This is a genomic window from Microcoleus sp. MOSTC5 (assembly GCF_036701825.1).
GTDB lineage: Bacteria > Cyanobacteriota > Cyanobacteriia > Cyanobacteriales > Microcoleaceae > Microcoleus > Microcoleus asticus.
The window spans coordinates 34,295-48,903 of sequence record NZ_JAUBRK010000015.1 but is presented as its reverse complement, the minus strand read 5'-3'; the positions used below and the strand labels follow the sequence as shown (position 1 = coordinate 48,903).

Sequence of the window (14,609 nt, the reverse complement as noted above, 5' to 3'; positions counted from 1 at the left end):
TAGGGCTGCCACAAAGTATTTTGGTAAAAAACTAGATTTCAGGGCAACGATGCGTAAATCCTATTCATTTAGCAACCGCCAACACGCTTAGGACGTTCTTAGTCCCTGAAACTAATGCGGTCTATTTCTTCTTCCTTCTATCGTAAATAACTAAAACCTTCTTCCTTCTTACTTTTACTATAAAAAAGCAGGTAAAAAAATAGATAATTATCCATTTTTTACCTGCATTCCTGCTTATAAAAAGCGGAAATCAAGTTAAGTTAGTGCAAATTTAACCTGTACTTTTAAGCTTGGTTTCCAGTCGCCTATCGAGAAATTATTCACATAGATAATGGATAGGGATTTCGTTCAAACTAATTTCCAGTTGTTTCGCGGACGGTCAAACTGTACTTGCCTCTACCTTTTGGAGGCGGCTCGTAAGCATTGACAATGACGCGGTAGCGACCGCTCGCAGACAAGGTAACACTAAGCTCAGAATTGGAATTTTGCTGCGTCACATCATCATTTTCTGCAAGTAGCTCGCCCTGGGAGTTGAAAATAGCGAGATAAGTATCAAACTCGGTACTTTCTACGGTAACAACCACTTTCTGACCCTGAGTGCCTTCAAAGGTATACTCATCGTACAAACTGCTGTCCGAGGGCAGTACAGATGACTTAGCAGGGGTGAGTTCTCCGTTTTGCTCTAAAATGACCTTAGATGAACCCGGATCGGGACTCGGCAAAGGTTGTACAGTTGGACTCTGAGTTGGCGAACTCTGTGGTGATGGCGACGGGTTGGGGCTTGCTTGAGCTAAAACAGCCTTACCAGCAGGGTTCGCATCAGGTGAATTTTGAGGAAATTCTGCTGAAATGAGGGTAGAACTGCTGTTAGCAACTCCACCTAAATTTGAAACTGGCGAAGAGAGAGTCGGCTTGCCAGAAAAAGTAGCTACCAGAGCAATTGGCGCGATCGCCCAAAATCTAACTTGACGCATGAATTACCTCGATTTGCAAAGAAGAAAGGAGGAAGAAGGAAAAAGGAAGGAAGCAAAAAGGAAGGAAGGAAGAAGAAGAAGGAAGAAGGAAGAAAAATAATTCCCCATTACCAATTCCCCATTACCAATTCCCCATTACCAATTCCCCATTACCAATTCCCCATTACCCATTTTCAACGGACAGTTAGAGTGTAACGACCCCGGCCCGAAGCATCATAAGCATTGACAATTACGCGATAGCGACCCGTAGCGGGCAAAGTAACGCTCAGAAACGCATTTTTAGTCGAATCGCTCGCATCGTCATTTTCTGCCACTAATCGGCCGTTAGGGCCAAAGATAGCCACATAGGGATCGAAATCTGTACTTTCTAGGGAAATGGCTACAGACTGACCCGATCGACCTTCAAAAGTATACTCGCGATACAGACTGTTGTCAGACGGCAATACCGGACCGCCTGCCACTAAAGCAGCTTCTTCTTGCAAAATTGCCCGAGAAGTGCCGGTAGAAGCACTCGCTTTCAGTTCTAACGTATAAGCCCCCGACTGCCTAGCTTCGTAGGAATTGGCCACTAACGTGTAAGTCCCGTCTGCTGGCAGCCTAACTGTAATTCTGGCGTCTTTACTGCCTGCTCCGTCATCGTCTTGAGCAATTTCGCGCTGGTTGGGTCCGAGCAATATTAAATAAGGGTCAATCTCTTGACTTTTCATTTCTATTGTGATTTGCTGACCCGCTTTTCCCTCAAACGAGTAGAGGTCAAAAAAGCTGTTATCGGTGGGCAGAACGCTAGACTGGTTGGTGAGTTTGCCACTGACGGCGGGCCCGTTTAAGGCGAGTTTTTCAGGTGATTTGTTGCCAAAGGGCGATCGGGTTTGAGCCACGCGGGGAGCTCGCCCTTCTCTTACCGCTGTCAGGAAAGCGGGTACTTTGTCTGCTGAAATTGCAAAACCGATACCGATACTGCCACCGCCTCGACCGCGAGTAAAAATAGAAGTATTGACGCCGATTAATTCTCCTGAACTGTTGAGCAGCGGCCCTCCAGAATTGCCGGGATTGATGGCGGCGTCGGTTTGAATTAAGCCCCGATCGAGGTCGATGCGGCTGACAATTCCGACTGTAAAAGTACCTTGAAATTGACCGAATGGATTGCCGATCGCAAATGCTTGTTGCCCGACTTTCACCGAACCGGGACGGGCTAAAGGAATGGTGGGCAAATTGTTTTGACCGCGAATCTTAACCACGGCTAAGTCTAGACCTTCTTCGCCGAATCCGACGACATCGGCCACAAGCTTTCTGCCGTCTGACAGAATTATATTCACGGTACCGCCAGCCGAAACAACGTGGGCGTTCGTTAACACCATGCCGTCAGGGCTGATAATTGTACCGCTACCGTTAGATTTACCGGTATCGACGCTAACAACCGCAGGGCTGGCTTTTTCGTAGACGCGAATATTGGTTTGTTCATCGACATTTTGGGCGATCGCACCCTGGGAATGCACCGAGTTAAATTCCGTTAAATCTGTTGATTGCCGTACAGGGGATGTCGTAACAACCGCACTGGCGCTGGCTGTTACCCCAACCGTTAAAATTCCCGATACTGCTAAACTTAGAAGTGTGAAATTCATGGCGATCGATTTTAGTATTTAGCGATCGGTAGCTAGGAATTAAGTTTTGTTGCTAACTGCTAACTACCCTCTGTAATTATTTTAGGACTTGCACAACGGTAGTGACCTTCCTCACGCCGGTTCTTCAATTCGGGAATCTGAATCAGCAGCAAGATACTTGAAATTAGCTTTCCGCACCTCAGCCTCCTCATCACCGTAAAAAAATGACAGCAAAGCAAAACGCTGACCGCTAATCACGGAAGTCGCTTCATGCAGCAAAGAACACGAAAAAATAATCGCCGTGCCAGAATCGCCTTTATAACCGTGCGGCGCGTACTCTGGAAACCGTAAAAATCCCCCCGTGTACTCTCCCACATTCAAGTTTAGCGTCATCGCAAACTTGCGGTGCAGCGTAGCTTTGCTAGTGTTGTCGCGGTGCGGCAGAAAATAACCGCCGCTCTGGGCATCGTAACAACCTATCAAATACCGTTCAAACCTGGTAATTGTAAACTGAAAAGCTTTCTCTATTTCCGGCCGCACCCGGCGCAAAATAATCGCATTCAATTCTCGCCGGAAATCCTCGTCTTTAATAAAGAAATCTCGGCGCTTTTTGAAAGTGTCGTCGTGCAGGCCAACGGTTTTCCCCTCTATTTGCCTCATAAAGCCCGAGGGACTGCCACCATTAGCTTTGTACATATCGATCAAAGTACGGCAAAACTTTTTGTCCAAAACGTTAGGAATTACTAACACCGGGGCGTGGCGAGTGGCGGCTCGGGCTTCCTCAATTGGGGGCAAAGTTTTGAAAAAATCTAATACTTGCTGGGCGTGTTGGTGCGGTTCGCCCATCGGCAATATATTAATTATCTGAAGGTTTTCGTTGATAACAAAAGTTTGGGGTGCATAGTGAACTCCGCCAACTCCATTTTGTTCAACATCATGGGAAACACCGTACTGCTGGCTGACTTTTTTGTCTAAGTCCCAGAAAAAGAGGAATGACGGAGCAATAGTTGTTGGTCTGTTTTGTTCTTTGTCTGCTGGGTCAACGCTCACTCCGAACCGCGCTACTTGCAAGCTTTGGAATTCCTCCGATCGCTCTTGAAAGCTTTTGAGGATAACTTGAATTTGTTCAAAAGCTGCGCTGCCAAAGAAAAACAGCACGACTCGCCGGCCGCCAACCGTCGAGAAATTAAATAAGGGGTTATTTGTAGAAGGAATGGAAAACCAGGGAGCCGGATCTCCTATTTCGAGTAAAGGCATCTTGCTGATTTTAGATTGAGGATTTTATATTTAGATTATTATGCTGTCGATTAGTTCCACTGGTTCGGTATGTTAAAAGGTTTTTTTAGAAAAAAATTAGCTTTTATCTGTGTATATCTGCGTTTGTCTGCGGTTTCACACTCCCTATTTACGGTTTTTTTAATAAGTCTAATATCTGATAATAAGTAGATGGGTATCAATAAACGCAACTTAGAGTTCTGCGGTGTCCCAAGCCGGAGCTGGGGGATAAATGTTTAGTTTCACCCACCTACTTATGTTTGCCTATTTGTCGAAATTGGGGGAATTATCCGGTTGGTCTTCCGGGTATTCTACAGGTCGATACTCCACGTAGTCTGATGGCGGTGCTTCCACGTCGCGGTTGCTGGGGCGAGACCTGGATGCTTCCGCAGGACGGGGTTTTTTGGTTCTCGGCGGCGTATCGGAACTGCGGTTTTCCGAAGCAGGGGGGCGACTGCTGCGGCTGCGGGTCGGTCTTTCTTCGGGGTTGTCTGAAACGTCCCAGTTGTCAGACTCTTGGGCAGGCGAGGCTTCTGCTTCTGGGCGAGAGGGACGTTTGCGCGATGCTCGTCGATCGGACGACTCGGGCTTGGAGGTGTTAACGCTGCCGTTGCGATTCGAGGGACGGCGGCGGGGTTCGTCGTCGTAGGCTTCCCGGGAGGAACGGTAGTCTTGGCTGCCTCTGATCCGGGGACGCTGCGGATAGTCTTCCTCTGGTTCTAGCTGCTCGATGTCGGAATCGTAGCTTTCGTAACCGTAGGCGTTGCTGACAGGTCGCTCTTCATCTACGTATTGAGCGCGACTTTTGGCTTGGGCGGTGGTTGCTCCCCGCAGCTTAATGCTTTCTGCAGCAAAAAATATGGCCGAACCGGTGAGCAGAAATTGACCGAAGGCCAGAATTGGGTCAAGCCGCCATCCTTGAAATAACAGAATACCGCCGCACAGCAGGCCGACTGCTGCAAAAAAAATATCGTGGTCTCGGGCTAGTTTGGGACGCCACGATCGCAGAAAGTACAGTCCTGCCCCTGCTACTGCTAGGATGATCCCTAACAGGCTGCTCCAGTTCAATCCTAAATTGACCATTAGCCTATCTCCTATGTCTTTCCTATGTTAGCGAGTTAGATTTTACATCTATCATTAAGTCTGTTATCCCGACTGTGCTTTCTGGGGCAGCGTCCGGTCAGGGTTTCAGCTTAGGAACTGAGTATAATAATGAGTTTAACGGGAAAAAACCTCAGCTTGGCAGTCAACCGAAGGTTTTGCCTTCACAGTTGCTGGTAGCTGAGGTTTTTCGGATCGGGGAAAGGCCCGACGTGCAGGCGAAAATTGACTTTTACGCCGGACTTGAAGCCCCCCAGACTTTTTAGGTGCGCTTGATTTTGTCTTTTTGGCTGATGAAGATCAGGCCGATCGTTGCTGGAATCACTACCACAGCCACGCCCACCAGCAGGCTGTACAAAAAGTTCGCGAGAGAAGGAGTCATAGATTCAAAGCCTTTGTTACAACAATTTGATTTTTATTAATTTTATACTTTCGATCGCACCTGTGAAACGGTTAAAATTATGAACGGCTGACTTAACAAAACTTAAGATTTCGAGATAAGACCCATGACTGGTATTACCGTTGCAAGTTGGATTCTGGGCTCTGTCCTAGTGCTGATGACTTTGCTCTTTATTTTTCGGATCGTTCTGACTTGGTATCCCGAGGTGAACCTGAGCAAGTTGCCGTTGAGTCTGATTGCTTGGCCGACGGAACCTTTTTTAGCCGTAACTAGAAAGATTGTACCGCCGATCGGCGGGGTGGACATTACGCCGATTATTTGGGTCGGTATCTGTAGCTTGCTGCGAGAAATGATTCTCGGTCAGCAAGGACTCCTGACGATGATGATGTAAGAGTCAGCGGGCATGGGGCATGGGGCATGGGCATGGGGCATGGGGCATGGGGCATGGGGCATGGGGCATGGGTTAGTTGCCAACTGCCAACTGCCAACTGCCAACTGCCTACTGCCAACTGCCAACTGCCTACTGCCAACTGACTACTGACTATTGTTCATGAACTGTTCGACGAAATTGGTGTAAACCTCGCCGTTGAGAAATTCAGGGCTATCGAGGATTTTTTGGTGAAAGCCCAGAGTTGTGGGGACGCCGGTGATGGCGCATTCCCGCAGGGCGCGTTTCATGCGCCGGATCGCTGAAGGTCGATCGCGCCCCCATACTATCAATTTACCGATTAAAGAATCGTAGTAAGCGGGTATTTCGTAATCGGTGTAAACGTGAGAGTCCATCCGCACACCCGGGCCGCCGGGTGGCAAATAACCGCTGATTCTGCCGGGGTGAGGTCGGAAATTGCGATCGGGATCTTCGGCATTGATGCGGCACTCGATGGCGTGGCCGTTGAGAATTACTTGGTTTTGCTTGATTTGCAGTTTTTCGCCTTGGGCGATCCGAATTTGTTCGGCTATCAAATCGAGGCCTGTAATCATCTCGGTGACGGGATGTTCTACTTGGATGCGGGTGTTCATTTCCATGAAGTAGAACTTGCCCGATTTGTCAAGCAAAAATTCGACTGTGCCGGCACCCGTGTAGTTGATGGATTTGGCGGCGGCGACGGCTGCGTGACCCATCTGATCTCGGAGTTTCTGGGTGAGGGCTGGGCTGGGGGCTTCTTCGAGGAGTTTCTGATGTCGGCGCTGAATGGAACAATCTCTCTCGCCGAGGTGGATGACGTTACCGTAGTTGTCGGCGAGGATTTGGATTTCGATGTGCCGGGGTTTTTCGATGAATTTTTCGAGGTAGACTCCGGGATTGCCGAAGGCTGCATCGGCTTCGCCTTGGGCTGCGGAGAATAGTTTGGGGAGTTCGGATGCTTCTCTCACTAGCCTCATCCCCCGGCCACCACCGCCGGCTGTGGCTTTGATCATCACAGGATAGCCGATGTCGCGGGCGATCGACAAAGCTTCGTGTTCGTCCGCCAGCAATCCCTCGCTACCGGGAACTGTGGGGACTTTCACCCGCTGCATAGTTTCTTTGGCGGTGGATTTGTCGCCCATCGCCCGCATCGCGGCAGGAGAAGGGCCGATGAAGGTAATTTGATGGTCGGCGCAGATTTCCGCAAATCGGGCGTTTTCCGAGAGGAATCCGTAGCCCGGGTGAATGGCTGCGGCGTTGCGCGTCAGGGCGGCCGCGATGATGTTGGGGATGTTTAAATAGCTTTTGCTGCTGGTGGGGGGGCCGATGCAAACGGCTTCGTCTGCCAACTGGACGTGCAGGGCGTGTTTATCTACGGTGGAGTGAACGGCGACCGTGGCAATCCCCATTTCCTCGCAGGTGCGCAGTATGCGGAGAGCTATTTCTCCCCGATTAGCGATTAAAATTTTCGAGAACCCCATCTTCGCTGCTTAATTCACTCAATATTCTGTACAATAATGCCTTTCGGTATGTTCTGGATAATGGTTTTGCAGAAATTGTTCATAAAAGTTTATTTTACATTTGGCTGGTAGTGGTGCTATGATTGTAAATCGGCGGTGCAAAAGGGCAAGTCACAAGTTAAATGTCAGGAACCTCAACCTGTGGATCTTTAACTCGTAACGCAAAAAATCCCGGAGATTGCCAGAAAGAGCGGATGTGGCGGAATTGGTATACGCGCACGCTTGAGGTGCGTGTGGCAATATGTCCTTGCGAGTTCGAGTCTCGCCATCCGCATTGAATATATAGAACAACTGTTGACAGTTTTTGCTGTCGGCAGTTGTTTTATATTGAGTGGTTTTTCTAGAAAGTCGATCGAGTTTTAGATGGGATTCTCGAAAACTCGATCGAACTAAGCATTCTTTAACTGTCGATCGACAATTGTGTTTGAATAGGAACGCTGGTTTCATTGACGCACAGCGCATTTACGAAAACAATTGTATGTGTGACTGCGGGCATTAAGCGACGCAGTGCATTCAAGTAAGATTCGGCATCAGGGCGACGACTAAAACGGGCGACTGTTAACCGCTGACAGTTTGGGAGTTGGCGAATTATACACCAAGGTTTAAGTCGATCGCGATAAGTGAGTTCTTTTGGTATCATAGGAAAATCCTTTCCACGAAAGTGGATGGTTAGAGAGGCGATTGCCCTTGATTTATCAGGTCTGAGGGCGATCGTCTTTGTGATTACAAATATTAAACGATAGATACTTATCGTTTGTCAAGTAGAATGGGGTTAGTTAGGTTCCGAATTCGAGAGTTGGCTGACGAAAAAGGATGGACGCTAAAGGATGTTGCCGATCGATCCGAGGTTCCGTACAGCACAGTCAGGCACTATGCTCGATCGGAAGGACTAGCAACGGTTGATATCACATCCATTCAAAAGATAGCTCGCACCCTCGATGTTTTGATTGAGGAGTTGATGGAAGTTGTTAAAGAATGAACCGATGAAATTATATTAGCAAACGGAAGTTAGATCGATGACATCCTACGCCTTAAACTTACCCGTTCAGTTACAGCAAGAAGCTGAAAAATTGGCAACACTCCAAGGCATTTCGTTCGATCAGTTTATCCTCTGGGCTGTAGCCGAAAAAGTCGCTACCCTCAACCAGCGGAATGACGACCCGGCTTTTCCTGAAATCACCTATGTGCGCGGCGCTAGCGGCGAACTCGTTCCCGTTTTGCGCGGCACTCGGTTGCGGGTGCAAACAGTAGTCATCGCAGCGCAGAAATGGGGTTTTTCTCCAAACCAAATTGCCACTGAGTATGGCTTAAGTGAAGATCGAGTGAACGATGTTCTCGCTTTTTATGTGGCTCACCATCAAGAAATAGACGCATCTATTGCCGCTGAGCAAATTATCGAAGCTGCTAATGTCTAAACCGCTATTGCATCTAGATGCCGATACCTCTATTAAAGCTTTGCAAGCCGCCCTTTTATCTCGCAGTCACGATGTCACTCGGACACCGACTGAGTGGATGGCTTTAAATGCTAGCGATGAGGCTCAATTGCTAGAAGCAACAGCGCGAGGGCGGTGTATTTTTACGTTTAATATCCGGGATTTTCAGGTTTTAGCTCAGCGTTATCCCGAACATGGTGGCATCATTTTGGCTGCTCAAAACAGTTGGACATTATCTAGTCTAATTGCTTCGCTCGATCGACTGCTTTCAGAAACACAAGCTACTGACTGGAAAGGGCAAGTTCGCTGGCTTAATCAGTGGCGAACCTAATTCTATCTTATCGAACTTCTGTATCTCTGGTCGATCGCACTTCTTCCGCTTCCTGCAAAACAGGATTAACTGGTTGACTTTGGGAACCAGATACACTTTGCCTATCGGATGATGATTTTAGCACTTTACGAGCAGTCAGCAAAGCAAGCCATCCCAAGACTCCACCGCACAAGCAACTAATTATAACGGCACTAAAGAAAGGATGAAGCGGCAGAGGATGCTGGAAAGAGGGTGATGCCCAAGGTTTGTCTACAGCCAAGGTGTAGCTGCTGGAAACAACCCCCGCAACGCCTATACCCACACCGATAACGGCTATGGTAATTTGTAAATTGCGATCGCGCTCTTTTTCCCTATCTTCCTTAATCTGTAACAGTTCTTGCAATTTGCGATCGGACTTGGCTTGTTCTATTTCCACCAAACCCCGCAATGTATTGATAAATTCGCCGATTAAGTCTTTACCCGGCTGGATATAACTGAGGTAGATTTCTATTTGGTCCAGATAGCGCTTGCAGGTAATTTTGCCAAACTCTCGCCAACTGGGAATATCGCCCGGTTGCCAGAATTTTTGTAAGTAAGTTTGATAGTTGAGCTGATTGGTTTTGATTGTGGTATAATGCCCTTGCAGATTTCGCAGTTGCCGTTGATACTGCATAGATAGTTCGGGCATTGATTCGAGAAGTTTTTGCAGTTCTTCTAAGGGCTTATCTTGCTTGAATTGTGTAATCTTTGCTTCTAGTTCGCTGTAAGCTTTTCTGGCTGCAATATAACTTTTTTTCGCTTGTTGGTAAATATATTCAATTTTGTGGCGAGTCAAGAGTGAGTTAAATAAATCGTCATAAACAGAGGTTACATCTGGAGATATCCCTTGATTGTCGATCCAAACTAAAATCCGATAGAGTTTATTGGGTTGATTTGCTTGGCTAATTTCATATTCAAATAGGGGAACTTTGAGCAAGTTACCTTTATGGACTAATCTAAATGTAAAGTTAGTGTTTTTTAGCAGATTTCTCACTAATTCATCAGCTACGCCTTGACATTCTGTATCAGGTATTTCTGTTTGTCCGTAAAGCCAGATGGTTTCACCGAGAGTGTTTTCCGAAAAGTCTAAGAAAAGGCTGCTAGGTTCAAATAAATCGATTTCTGCTGCTGCAATATCTCGCTCATCATCGGCGGGAGATAAAGTTAGATCGAAAGCGTAGGTATCATGCCATAGGAAGGGTTGCAGATTCCCGCTAATCGCTAATTGATTTTTGTGAATCGCAGTAAGTACGATCTTCTCTTGTTCTTTGGTTAGCCATTGATTGATTAAATTTAAGGTTTTTGTCTGATGTTTGAAATCCTGGTATTCTCCATCAAATTCGTAGCAAACTAATTGAGATTTTAAATCTTTGAGTTCAGTGAAAGGCAGTTTTTCACTTAGTTTAATCAGATTTTCCCAAATAAACTCGGCTGTAGGTGAAACTCGATCCGGAGGTTCAGCTAAAGTCTGATTGAGATGGAAATAACAAACACTGATACTAAATTTTTTCATGGAGAAGACGGCGTATCTTGATTTGCTTCAGGAGGTTTTTCCGCAGCTATCGTCATATTTTCTAGGGTGTCTTTCAAAATTTGACTTTGCTGTCCCGGCTTAGTGGGTGATTGCCCTTTATTGGGTAATTTAACTTCCTCTGATTTCATCACCTTAGCCCTGTATTGAAGCTTCATTGCTGGCTTATCTTGCAGCCACTTTTCAATAAGTCCGACATTGTTGTCATCATTGTCTGTTAATTCAACTTTGAGAGAAGCTAGGGCATATCTCAAGTTAAAAAATAAATCTGATTGAATTAATTGCTGGAAAATTTCTATTTTGTTGCTGCTATTAGTCATGTTTTGCTCTCCTTTGCCAGCCGCAGAGAAGCCGGCCCAATGATAGGGGTTTTGATAGATTTTAGCACAGACTCCTTGAGTTGCTTTGTCCTCTTCCAAGCAGTATTGTAAGGTTTCTCGCCAGTCAGTGTCTAGGAGGTGACATTGGTTTGTCCAGTCGAGGAAGCCTTGGATGTCGGTGTCTCGCATCCAGATTTGGGCTTGGCTTAATGCTAGGGCGAATTTACCGGGTTGGTGGTAGATGTTTTCGTAGGTTTTGATCAGTAAAATTGCTGTAGAAAGGGAGTTTACTGACCACAGGCTGACGTATAAACTGGGACTACCAGCTAGTAGGAAACCGCTGGTGAGGCTGATGTATTCGTCGGTGTCGTCGAGTTGGACTTGTCCGGTTTCGCAGGCGGAAAGGGTGACTAGGCTGCATTGACTGAGGTTGAAATAGCGGATGATTTCTTCTAGGGTGAGAGTACCATCATATAGCTGTAAACCAGATTTTAGGGGTGCGTTGGGGTCGAAGGAACCGTGACAGGAAAAGAACAGATGATGGCTGTCGGCGACTTTTTCGGCTATTTCTAACTTTGACTCGGATTGTTCGCCTTTTTTGGCATCTTGTTTAGCTAAAGTTTCTGACTTGGGGAAGATGTTTTTGATGCTTTGTACTTCCATTTCGGCTGCCATCAAGTTATCTGTGGGGTTTTGAATGGCGAATAACTTATCGAATTTACCGCGTTCGTATTTTTGGACTTGGTGCAATAGTTGACAACTGGGGGCGTAGGAAACTCCATTATCGAAGCAGTCAACGAGACAGGGATTCAGGGGGCAATTTTGGTTGTTCGGGTGAAAGCGCTGCCAATTTTCCCTACTCACCGGGAGGGCGTGGAGAGGGAACAGGTGCAAGTAGCGGTGGGGAATCAGGATTAGTTTATCGTAGATTTCGGGAATCGAATTGAGTATTTCATCGATGTGAAGAATTTGGGCTAGATTTGCTAGTTTTTCCTGTAGACTATCTTTCCATTCATTAGATAACCTGTATCTATAATTTCCATAACTTCCTAAATATTCAATTACCCAATCAATTAGTTTTTCTAAATCTTGCGGTGATGATTGCCAAAATCCGATCCCCCCAGCCCCCCTTAATAAGGGGGGTGCTGAATGTCGATCGGGTTCGCTGTGAGATAACTGTGTAACTTCTAATTGATTCTCTCCCATTTTCAAGGGGGATTCCGATCCCTCTTTCTCCACCCTTCTTAAGGGGGGCTGGGGGGCAGCGTTCGCGATGAGGAAAGCACAAAAACTATCGCCCAAAATGTACCATTCTACAATGGCTGTTTTTTCATCGGCTAACTTCTGAATTTCACCAAATTTGAGAGGTGTATAGGGATATTTTGCAGCTAAATCTTGGCGCAGTTGGTTGATGAAGTCATAATTTTTTTCTTCAGCTTGTTTTAACCGTTGATTTTCTTTGGCAATTCGTTGTCTTAACTGTTGCAACTCTTGGCGCACTTGGGGGGGAATTTCTCCTTTGGGGTACAAATCTTTCACTGACAGCAACTCGATTAAGTTTTGCCCCTTGGAACGTTCGGCAAATTCCACAGCTTCGGTGTAGCGTTGCAGTTCGATGCAAACTTTTACCATGCCCAGATAGAGTTGATTCCATTCTTCGGCTAATTTCTGTTTGGTTTCATCCCCAGATTGAATCTCGCCCCGTAAAAATTCTACTGTTTCAATCGCTGTGGCATAGGTATCATAAGCGAGTTGCCATTGCTGGTTACTTTGGTAAAGATTACCTAAATTAGATAAAATTTCTGTATGTTCTTGTGGGAAAGCCTCGCGAGTTCTAATAGTTAAAGCATTGTGGAAACACTTTTTCGCCAGTTCGATATTCTGAGTTTTCTCTCCCCTGATTCTGTAAGCGTAGGCTGCTGCCAGACTATTTTGCGTCAGAGCCCAATATTCGGGAAAGGCATCCCGGGTGTGGATGGACAATGCAGCAGTGTAAGATGCGATCGCCAGTTCGATATTCTGAGCTTTCTCTCCCCTAATTCTGTAACTGTAGGCTGCTGCCAGATTATGTTGCGTCTGGGCCCAATATTCGGGAAAGGCATCGGGGGTGCGGATGGTTAATGCAACAGTGCAAGATGCGATCGCCAGTTCGATATTCTCTGCTTTCTCTCCCCTGATTCTCTTACGGTAGGCTTCTCCCAGATTATTTTGCGTCAGAGCCCATTTTTCGGGAAAGGCATCGCGGGTGTAGACGGTTAATGCAGCAGTGAAATATGCGATCGCCAGTTCGATATTCTCTGCTTTCTCTCCCCTGATTCTGTAAGTGTAGGCTGCTGCCAGATTATTTTGCGTCCTTGCCCAATATTCGGGAAAGGCATCGCGGGTGTAGATGGTTAATGCAGCAGTGCAATATGCGATCGCCAGTTCGATATTCTGAGCTTTCTCTCCCCTGATTCTGTAAGTGTAGGCTGCTGCCAGATTATTTTGTGTCATAGCCCAATCTTGGGGAAAGGCATCGCGGGTGTGGACGGACAATGCAGCAGTGTAAGATGCGATCGCCAGTTCGATATTCTGAGCTTTCTCTCCCCTGATTCTGTCACTGTAGGCATTTGCTAGATTATTTTGCGTCATAGCCCAATCTTCGGGAAAGGCATCGCGGGTGTAGACGGTTAATGCAGCAGTGAAATATGCTATCGCCAGTTCGATATTCTGAGCTTTCTCTCCCCTGATTCTCTTACGGTAGGCTTCTCCCAGATTATTTTGCGTCCTTGCCCAATATTCGGGAAAGGCATCGCGGGTGTAGACGGATAATGCCGCAGTGTAAGATGTGATCGCCAGTTCGATATTCTGAGCTTTCTCTCCCCTGATTCTGCCACTGTAGGCAGAAGCCAGATTATTTTGCGTCCTTGCCCAATCTTGGGGAAAGGCATCGCGGGTGTAGACGGTTAATGCTGCAGTGTAAGATGTGATCGCATTTTCGATATTCTGAGCTTTCTCTCCCCTGATTCTGCCACTGTAGGCAGAAGCCAGATTATTTTGCGTTTGGGCCCATTTTTCGGGAAAGGCATCGGGGGTGCGGATGGTTAATGCAGCAGTAAAAGAGGCGATCGCATTTTCAATATTCTCTGCTTTCTCTCCCCTGATTCTTTTACTGTAGGCATTTGCCAGATTATTTTGCGTCTGGGCCCAATACTCGGGAAAGGCATCGGGGGTGTGGATGGTTAATGCTGCAGTGTAAGATGCGATCGCCAGTTCGATATTCTCTGCTTTATCTCCCCTGATTCTTTCACTGTAGGCAATTGCCAGATTATTTTGCGTCTTAGCCCATTTTTCGGGAAAGGCATGGCGGGTGCGGATGGTTAATGCAGCAGTCAAATATGCGATCGCAACTTCGATATTATCAGCTTTCTCTCCCCTGATTCTGTTGTTACTGTAGGCAACTCCCAGATTATTTTGCGTCATAGCCCAATCTTCGGGAAAAGCTTCGCGGGTGTAGACGGTTAATGCAGCAGTGAAATATGCGATCGCAACTTCTATATTCTCTGCTTTCTCTCCCCTGATTCTGTTACGGTAGGCTTCTCCCAGATCATTTTGCGTGCCGGCCCATTTTTCGGGAAAGGCATCGCGGGTGTAGACGGTTAATGCAGCAGTGAAATATGCGATCGCAACTTCTATATTCTCTGCTTTCTCTCCCCTGAT

The 14,609-nt window shown here is 46.8% G+C and carries 14 protein-coding genes and 1 tRNA gene; 6 read left to right on the top strand and 9 right to left on the bottom strand.

Going from position 1 to position 14,609, the window contains the following annotated elements; all coding sequences use genetic code 11:
- Positions 1 to 353: 353 nt before the first annotated feature.
- The 4 genes from QUA54_RS10540 to QUA54_RS10525 form a co-directional block, all read right to left on the bottom strand.
- Positions 354 to 974 (bottom strand): pre-peptidase C-terminal domain-containing protein, encoded by a 621-nt coding sequence (locus tag QUA54_RS10540; protein ID WP_333414549.1) that lies wholly within the window; start codon positions 972 to 974, stop codon positions 354 to 356.
- Positions 975 to 1,147: 173 nt separating this feature from the next.
- A complete protein-coding gene (locus tag QUA54_RS10535; protein WP_333414547.1) occupies positions 1,148 to 2,596 on the bottom strand; it encodes a trypsin-like peptidase domain-containing protein in 1,449 nt (482 codons plus the stop codon).
- A gap of 111 nt (positions 2,597 to 2,707) precedes the next feature.
- Positions 2,708 to 3,832, bottom strand: coding sequence for a redoxin domain-containing protein (locus QUA54_RS10530; protein ID WP_333414545.1), 1,125 nt, complete (start codon positions 3,830 to 3,832; stop codon positions 2,708 to 2,710).
- Between the two features lie 282 nt (positions 3,833 to 4,114).
- On the bottom strand, positions 4,115 to 4,933 hold the full coding sequence (locus QUA54_RS10525; protein ID WP_333187224.1) for a Ycf66 family protein: 819 nt from the start codon (positions 4,931 to 4,933) through the stop codon (positions 4,115 to 4,117).
- Between the two features lie 74 nt (positions 4,934 to 5,007).
- Between QUA54_RS10525 and QUA54_RS10520 the strand changes: the two genes are divergently transcribed.
- Complete coding sequence (locus QUA54_RS10520) at positions 5,008 to 5,217, top strand: hypothetical protein (RefSeq protein WP_333414543.1); 210 nt, start codon at positions 5,008 to 5,010, stop codon at positions 5,215 to 5,217.
- On the opposite strand, the gene psbX is transcribed toward QUA54_RS10520, so the two are convergent.
- Positions 5,214 to 5,333 (bottom strand): photosystem II reaction center X protein, encoded by a 120-nt coding sequence (gene psbX, locus QUA54_RS10515; protein ID WP_332985557.1) that lies wholly within the window; start codon positions 5,331 to 5,333, stop codon positions 5,214 to 5,216. The genes QUA54_RS10520 and psbX overlap by 4 nt on opposite strands.
- 124 nt (positions 5,334 to 5,457) lie before the next feature.
- On the opposite strand from psbX, the gene QUA54_RS10510 reads away from it, so the two are divergent.
- The gene (locus tag QUA54_RS10510) at positions 5,458 to 5,742 is read left to right on the top strand and encodes a YggT family protein (RefSeq protein ID WP_015176974.1); all 285 of its coding nucleotides are present in this window, start codon (positions 5,458 to 5,460) and stop codon (positions 5,740 to 5,742) included.
- 143 nt (positions 5,743 to 5,885) lie between these two features.
- Here the strand turns inward: QUA54_RS10510 and accC are convergent, their stop codons facing one another.
- Positions 5,886 to 7,238, bottom strand: coding sequence for an acetyl-CoA carboxylase biotin carboxylase subunit (accC, locus tag QUA54_RS10505; RefSeq protein WP_333414542.1), 1,353 nt, complete (start codon positions 7,236 to 7,238; stop codon positions 5,886 to 5,888).
- A gap of 229 nt (positions 7,239 to 7,467) precedes the next feature.
- Here accC and QUA54_RS10500 point away from each other — a divergent pair.
- Positions 7,468 to 7,551 (top strand) — tRNA-Leu (locus tag QUA54_RS10500).
- A 126-nt stretch (positions 7,552 to 7,677) separates the two neighbouring features.
- Here QUA54_RS10500 and QUA54_RS10495 read toward each other — a convergent pair.
- A complete protein-coding gene (locus QUA54_RS10495) occupies positions 7,678 to 7,917 on the bottom strand; it encodes a hypothetical protein (RefSeq protein WP_333414541.1) in 240 nt (79 codons plus the stop codon).
- A gap of 126 nt (positions 7,918 to 8,043) precedes the next feature.
- Between QUA54_RS10495 and QUA54_RS10490 the strand changes: the two genes are divergently transcribed.
- The 3 genes from QUA54_RS10490 to QUA54_RS10480 are packed head-to-tail and all read left to right on the top strand — an operon-like array spanning position 8,044 to position 9,041.
- Entirely contained in the window at positions 8,044 to 8,256 is a 213-nt protein-coding gene (locus QUA54_RS10490) for a helix-turn-helix domain-containing protein (protein ID WP_006634859.1), read from the top strand.
- Between the two features lie 37 nt (positions 8,257 to 8,293).
- Positions 8,294 to 8,692 carry a DUF433 domain-containing protein gene (locus tag QUA54_RS10485; protein WP_333414539.1) on the top strand — a complete coding sequence of 133 codons (399 nt, stop codon included), beginning with the start codon at positions 8,294 to 8,296 and terminating at the stop codon, positions 8,690 to 8,692.
- A complete protein-coding gene (locus tag QUA54_RS10480) occupies positions 8,685 to 9,041 on the top strand; it encodes a DUF5615 family PIN-like protein (RefSeq protein ID WP_333414538.1) in 357 nt (118 codons plus the stop codon). Before QUA54_RS10485 ends, QUA54_RS10480 begins: the two co-directional genes overlap by 8 nt.
- A 7-nt stretch (positions 9,042 to 9,048) precedes the next feature.
- On the opposite strand, the gene QUA54_RS10475 is transcribed toward QUA54_RS10480, so the two are convergent.
- Positions 9,049 to 10,572, bottom strand: a complete 1,524-nt coding sequence (locus QUA54_RS10475) for a hypothetical protein (protein ID WP_333414536.1) — start codon at positions 10,570 to 10,572, stop codon at positions 9,049 to 9,051.
- A partial coding sequence (locus QUA54_RS10470) for a CHAT domain-containing protein (protein ID WP_333414535.1) occupies positions 10,569 to 14,609 on the bottom strand: 4,041 nt, incomplete at its 5' end. The genes QUA54_RS10475 and QUA54_RS10470, both read right to left, overlap by 4 nt.

What these genes read in the sequence shown, in the direction of transcription:
- QUA54_RS10530 (WP_333414545.1), bottom strand. Translation starts at nt 3,832, where the DNA reads ATGCCTTTACTCGAAATAGGAGATCCGGCTCCCTGGTTTTCCATTCCT.
- QUA54_RS10480 (WP_333414538.1), top strand. Translation starts at nt 8,685, where the DNA reads ATGTCTAAACCGCTATTGCATCTAGATGCCGATACCTCTATTAAAGCT.
- QUA54_RS10495 (WP_333414541.1), bottom strand. Translation starts at nt 7,917, where the DNA reads ATGATACCAAAAGAACTCACTTATCGCGATCGACTTAAACCTTGGTGT.
- QUA54_RS10490 (WP_006634859.1), top strand. Translation starts at nt 8,044, where the DNA reads ATGGGGTTAGTTAGGTTCCGAATTCGAGAGTTGGCTGACGAAAAAGGA.
- QUA54_RS10525 (WP_333187224.1), bottom strand. Translation starts at nt 4,933, where the DNA reads ATGGTCAATTTAGGATTGAACTGGAGCAGCCTGTTAGGGATCATCCTA.
- QUA54_RS10535 (WP_333414547.1), bottom strand. Translation starts at nt 2,596, where the DNA reads ATGAATTTCACACTTCTAAGTTTAGCAGTATCGGGAATTTTAACGGTT.
- QUA54_RS10540 (WP_333414549.1), bottom strand. Translation starts at nt 974, where the DNA reads ATGCGTCAAGTTAGATTTTGGGCGATCGCGCCAATTGCTCTGGTAGCT.
- QUA54_RS10485 (WP_333414539.1), top strand. Translation starts at nt 8,294, where the DNA reads ATGACATCCTACGCCTTAAACTTACCCGTTCAGTTACAGCAAGAAGCT.
- QUA54_RS10475 (WP_333414536.1), bottom strand. Translation starts at nt 10,572, where the DNA reads ATGAAAAAATTTAGTATCAGTGTTTGTTATTTCCATCTCAATCAGACT.
- psbX (WP_332985557.1), bottom strand. Translation starts at nt 5,333, where the DNA reads ATGACTCCTTCTCTCGCGAACTTTTTGTACAGCCTGCTGGTGGGCGTG.
- accC (WP_333414542.1), bottom strand. Translation starts at nt 7,238, where the DNA reads ATGGGGTTCTCGAAAATTTTAATCGCTAATCGGGGAGAAATAGCTCTC.
- QUA54_RS10510 (WP_015176974.1), top strand. Translation starts at nt 5,458, where the DNA reads ATGACTGGTATTACCGTTGCAAGTTGGATTCTGGGCTCTGTCCTAGTG.